Source organism: Actinocorallia lasiicapitis (assembly GCF_054778695.1).
The window spans coordinates 1-5,048 of sequence record NZ_BAAGZI010000404.1 but is presented as its reverse complement, the minus strand read 5'-3'; the positions used below and the strand labels follow the sequence as shown (position 1 = coordinate 5,048).

The 5,048-nt window shown below is 72.0% G+C and carries 3 protein-coding genes and 2 pseudogenes; all 5 read right to left on the bottom strand.

What is annotated here, in order from left to right; translation table 11 throughout:
* On the bottom strand, positions 1 to 898 hold an 898-nt coding region (gene chrA, locus ACYVE7_RS28795), incomplete at its 3' end, for a chromate efflux transporter (protein WP_460368990.1).
* 310 nt (positions 899 to 1,208) lie between these two features.
* Positions 1,209 to 2,591, bottom strand: a pseudogene (locus ACYVE7_RS28790) (sulfatase-like hydrolase/transferase).
* A gap of 116 nt (positions 2,592 to 2,707) precedes the next feature.
* A complete protein-coding gene (locus ACYVE7_RS28785; RefSeq protein WP_460368988.1) occupies positions 2,708 to 4,342 on the bottom strand; it encodes a solute symporter family protein in 1,635 nt (544 codons plus the stop codon).
* On the bottom strand, positions 4,339 to 4,656 hold the full coding sequence (locus ACYVE7_RS28780; protein WP_460368987.1) for a DUF485 domain-containing protein: 318 nt from the start codon (positions 4,654 to 4,656) through the stop codon (positions 4,339 to 4,341). The genes ACYVE7_RS28785 and ACYVE7_RS28780 overlap by 4 nt, the downstream gene beginning before the upstream one ends.
* Positions 4,657 to 4,817: 161 nt before the next feature.
* Positions 4,818 to 5,048: pseudogene (locus ACYVE7_RS28775) on the bottom strand (cation acetate symporter); the annotation flags it as partial.

The following is a 5,048-nucleotide window of genomic DNA, read 5'->3' as shown; positions in this document are numbered from 1 at the left end:
GGATCCGGGGCGCCGAGCGCAACCGGCCGAACCGGCCCGCGCCGACCAGCACGAAACCGAACGACGGGCCGAACGCCACCGCCGCCGCCAGCAGCGCCCCGGTCACGCCCGCCGCCGCATAGCCGACGGCCGCGACGGTGTGCACCACGGGACCCGGCGTGATCTGGCCGAGGGCGACCGCGTTGAGGAACTGGCCCGCGGTCATCCAGCCGTGCCCGACGGCGTCCGCCTGCATCAACGGGATGATCACGAATCCGCCGCCGTAGGAGAGCGCCCCGACCTTGAACGCCGTCCAGCTCAGTGACGCCAGCCCGCCGATCCCGCCGACGGGCAGGAACACCACCGCCGCCCGCCGGGGCTCCCGGACGCCGAGTTCGGCGAACCCGCACGCCAGCAGCACCAGCACCAGCCACGGGCCGATCTCCGCCCCGGCCACTCCCCCGACGGCGAGATAGAGGAGCCACCGCCGCCGGTCAGGGGCCCGTTCCCTGCTGGACGCCACCAGCCCCCATCCGGCGTCGACGGCGACGGCCGCGACGGCCGAACCGTCCCCCGCCGCCCGCGCCCGCACCCACTCCGGCGGGTTCCCCGCCAGGAACAGCGCCGACAGCAGCACGATGAGCGCCAGCCCCGGCAGGATGAACGCCAGCCCGCCGGCCACGGCCCCGGCCCGCCCGCGCACCCGCCACCCCGCGAAGATCGCGAGCTGGGTCGACGACGGCCCCGGCAGCAGATTGCACGCGGCGACGGCGTCCTCGAACTCCCCCGCCCCGATCCACCCCCGCCGCTCCACACAGAGCTCCCTGAGCATCCGGATATGCGTGGGCGGCCCCCCGAACCCCGCACCCCCGATCCACCCCCAGGCCCGGACGACCTCCCCGATCCGCACCTCGTCCACGCCCGCAACCCTCCCACGCCCCCTCCCCACCGCCCCCCACGGAACCGCCCCGTTCCACCACCTTTCATCCCACCGCCACCCCCCATCCACCCCACACCGCGCACCCACGACCCAGCCTGCGCGAGCACCCGGGTGGCCGGCATCCCACCGACCCCGATGACCATCAGGGCGCGCGGCCCGGTCTACCGCACGGCAACACCCCGAAGAAGCCTCCTGGGGGATGAAGGGCAATGGCTGGGCGTTCCGGCAGCACGCCGCGCGCCCACAGCGGTCAGCGGGCGCGCAGCTTGGGATGGGTTGCCAAGACTGGTTAGGAGTGGGAGGCGTCGGCGAGGGCGGAGAGGGTGGTGACGGTGCGGGGGTGGCGGGAGGCGAGGTTCTTGCGTTCGCCGGGGTCGGCGTGCAGGTCGTAGAGCTCGTTGTGCCACTGGGAGGAGCGGGCGGGGCGGGTGCGGCCGGGGGCGAAGCGGACGAGTTTCCAGCGGCCGCGGCGGACCGCCTCCGCCAGGCGGGTGACGCTGCCGTGCTCGGCGGCGTCAGCGCGGCGCGTCGCGTACAGCTCGCTGCGGTACCAGTAGCGGTGGCCGGGGGCGGAGGCGCCGCCGCGGCCGGTCAGGACACCGGCGATCGACGCGCCGTCCAGCCTGTCGGGAACCTTCGCGCCGGCCAGTTCGGCGAGTGTGGGGAGCAGATCGGTGTGCTGGGTGACGCGGCCGCTGCGGCCCTTCTCGACGAGGCCGGGACCCCAGACGACGAGCGGAACCCGGATCCCGCCCTCGTACAGGTTCCGCTTCTAGCCGCGGAGCGGGCCGTTGGCGTTGAACCGGTCCGGATCGACCCCGCCCTCCTCGTGCGGGCCGTTGTCGGAGGTGACGATCACGATCGTCGGCCGGTCCGATGTGCGGGCCGCCGCGACGATCCGGCCGATCTGGGCGTCGAGCCTGGTCACCTGGGCGGCGTGGCCGCGGTCGGCGCTCGGCCACGACCTGCCCGCGTACCGGCCCTGCGACGGGACGGTGCTGGGCGCGTGCGGCAGGTTCGGGCTGAACACGAGCAGGAACGGGTCGTCGCCACGGCGTTCGGCGAAGTCCACGGCCCGGTCGCGCAGCAGGTCGGGCGCGTAGGCGCCGTGCAGCGCCCGTTTGCGGTCGTCGTCCCAGAGGAAGCCGGGCCGGTAGTCGTGGGCGGCGCGGTGGGTGAGGTAGCCGAAGAACTCCTCGAACCCGTGGGCGTGCGGGTGGCTGGCCTGGTCGGGACGGTCCGGACCGAACCCCCACTTGCCGAACAGTCCCGTCCGGTAGCCGGCGGCCTTGAGCGGTTCGGCGAAGGTCAGGTCGGCGGCGCGCAGCGTGTTCGGGCTGCCGGCGCGCGGGTTCTGCCGGATCCGCGCGCGCCCGGAGTCGAGCCCGGTCAGCAGCGAGCACCGGGACGGCGCGCAGACGGCGGCCGCCGCGTAAGCCTGCGTGAACCGCAGCCCTTCCTGGGCCAGCCGGTCCACCACCGGGGTGGCGATCTTCCGCTGCCCGTAGCAGCCGAGTTCGCCGTAGCCCAGATCGTCGGCGAGTACCAGCACGAGATTGGGCCTGCGATCCGCGGGCGGTTCGGCGGCGGGCCGCGCCGTGGCGGGCCGAGCCCCTACGGCGAGCCCCGCCGCCCCGAAGACCGCACTCGTGAGCACTCGCCGACGATCCATCCCCACAAAGTACACCAAAAAACTATGGAATGCCCGGGAGAGAAGGGCCCCGATCCCCCACCGGAAGGGGAATCGGGGCCCTGGCCGGTCACGGGCGGGACCGGCGGGGGGAGGGATCAGTGGTCGGCGGCCTGCTCGGCGCCGATGCCGGTGAGCGAGCGGACCTCCATCTCCGCGTACTTCGGCGCGTTGTACTCCTTGCTCAGCACGGTGCCGAGCCAGCCGGCGAGGAAGCCCAGCGGGATCGAGACCAGGCCGGGGTTCTCCAGCGGGAACCAGTGGAAGTCGACCGAGGCGGGGAACAGGCTGAGGCTCTTGCCGTCGGGGCCGACGCCCTTGCCGGACACCACCGGCGAGAACAGCACCAGCAGCACGGCCGAGCCGAGCCCGCCGTAGATCGCCGAGACGGCGCCCTGGGTGTTGAACCGCTTCCAGAACAGGCTGTACAGGATGGCGGGCAGGTTGCCGGAGGCCGCGACCGCGAACACCAGCGCCACCAGGAACGCGACGTTCAGCTTCTGCGCGAAGATGCCCAGCACGATCGCGACCGCGCCGATCACGAACGCCGAGATCTTGGCGACCCGCACCTCCTCCTTCTCCGTGGCCTGGCCCTTGCGGATCACATGGGCGTACAGGTCGTGGGCGACCGAGGAGGACGAGGCGAGCGTGAGCCCCGCGACCACCGCGAGGATCGTCGCGAACGCGACCGCCGCGATGAACGCCAGCAGGATCGTCCCGCCGAGGTCGCCGAAGACGATCTGGCCGATCTTCTCGGCCAGCAGCGGGGCGGCCGTGTTGCCCGCCGCGTTCGACTTCTTGATCGCGTCGGTGCCGACGAGCGCCGCCGCGCCGAAGCCGAGCACGAGCGTGATCAGGTAGAAGGTGCCGATGATCCCGATGCCCCACAGGACGGACTTGCGGGCGTCGCGCGAGGTCGGGACGGTGTAGAAGCGGATGAGGATGTGCGGCAGGCCGGCGGTGCCGAGCACCAGCGCCAGCCCGAGGCTGATCAGGTCGAGCTTGCCGGCGAGCCCTTGGGCGTCGGTGCCGTACTTGAGTCCCGGTTCGAGGAACTTGTCGCCCTTGCCGGACTGCTCGGCGGCCTGGCCGAGCATGGAGGAGAGGTTGAAGCCGTACTTGCCGAGCACCAGGACGGCGATGAGGGTCGCGCCGCCCATCAGCAGCACGGCCTTGACGATCTGCACCCAGGTGGTGCCCTTCATCCCGCCGACCACCACATAGATGATCATCAGTGCGCCGACGCCGACGATGGTGAGCGCCTTGGAGGTCTCGCTGGTCAGGCCGAACAGCAGCGCGACCAGCGCGCCCGCGCCGACCATCTGCGCGAGCAGGTAGAACACCGACACCACGATCGTGGAGACGCCCGCCGCGACCCGGACGGGCCGGGGGCTCATCCGGAAGGCCAGCACGTCGGCCATGGTGAACCGGCCGGAGTTGCGCAGCAGCTCCGCGACCAGCAGCAGCGCCACCAGCCAGGCGACGAGGAAGCCGATGGAGTACAGGAAGCCGTCGTAGCCGGAGAGCGCGATGATCCCGGCGATGCCCAGGAAGGAGGCGGCCGACATGTAGTCGCCGCCGATCGCCAGGCCGTTCTGGATCGGGGAGAAGCTGCGGCCGCCCGCGTAGTAGTCGGTCGCGTCCTTGGTCTGCCGCGACGCCCGGACGGTGAGGAAGAGGGTGGCCCCGACGAAGACGAGGAACAGGGTGATCGCGAGCGTCTCGTGGCTCATGAGGCGTCCTTCCGGACCTTGGCCGCCAGGGGGTCGAGGGTGCGGCTGGAGAACCGCGCGTACCACGAGGCGATCGCGAAGGTCGACGCGAACTGCAGCAGCCCGAAGACCAGCGCGACGTTGATCTTGCCGAAGAGCTGGTGGCCCATGAAGCCGCGCGCCCAGGCGGACATCACGACATAGAGCAGGTACCAGAGCAGGAAGGCCGCGGTGAGCGGGAAGACGAACGAACGGAACTTGTGCCTGAGCGTCTGGAAATCCGGACTTTCCTGGATCTCCTCGTAGGCGGTGATGTTCTCGCGAGCCGAGCTCAAGAGAACCTCCTCGGGGAAGTGATGGGGGTCACTCGGGGTGGTGACCCACAAGGTAAAGCCGGGTCCCGGCCAAGTGGAGATGTCTATCGGCGAGGCGGCACCGCGAAGCGGCGACGACACGTCGGCTGCGGCGAACGGTCGCTCCGGGACGGTGAGCGGTGTCAGACCCTGCGGGGACGCCAGTCGCCGCGGTCCAGGACTAGTCCTTCCGGGGTGTGCAGCCGGACCATGGTCCTGGCCACTCCGGCGGGCGGCCGGGTGGCGCGGGAAACGCCCGCCATGACGGCGAAAGTGGCCGGTACGGTCCACGCGCCGGGCTGTGCGAGGAGTGCCGCGCCCCAGCCGTCGCCCGGTCCTGCGGCGACGGTCCATAGCACCGCGGCGCCGGCCAG

Bases quoted from the DNA above. Each gene is read 5' to 3' on its own strand.
- ACYVE7_RS28785 (WP_460368988.1), bottom strand. From the start codon at position 4,342: ATGAGCCACGAGACGCTCGCGATCACCCTGTTCCTCGTCTTCGTCGGG.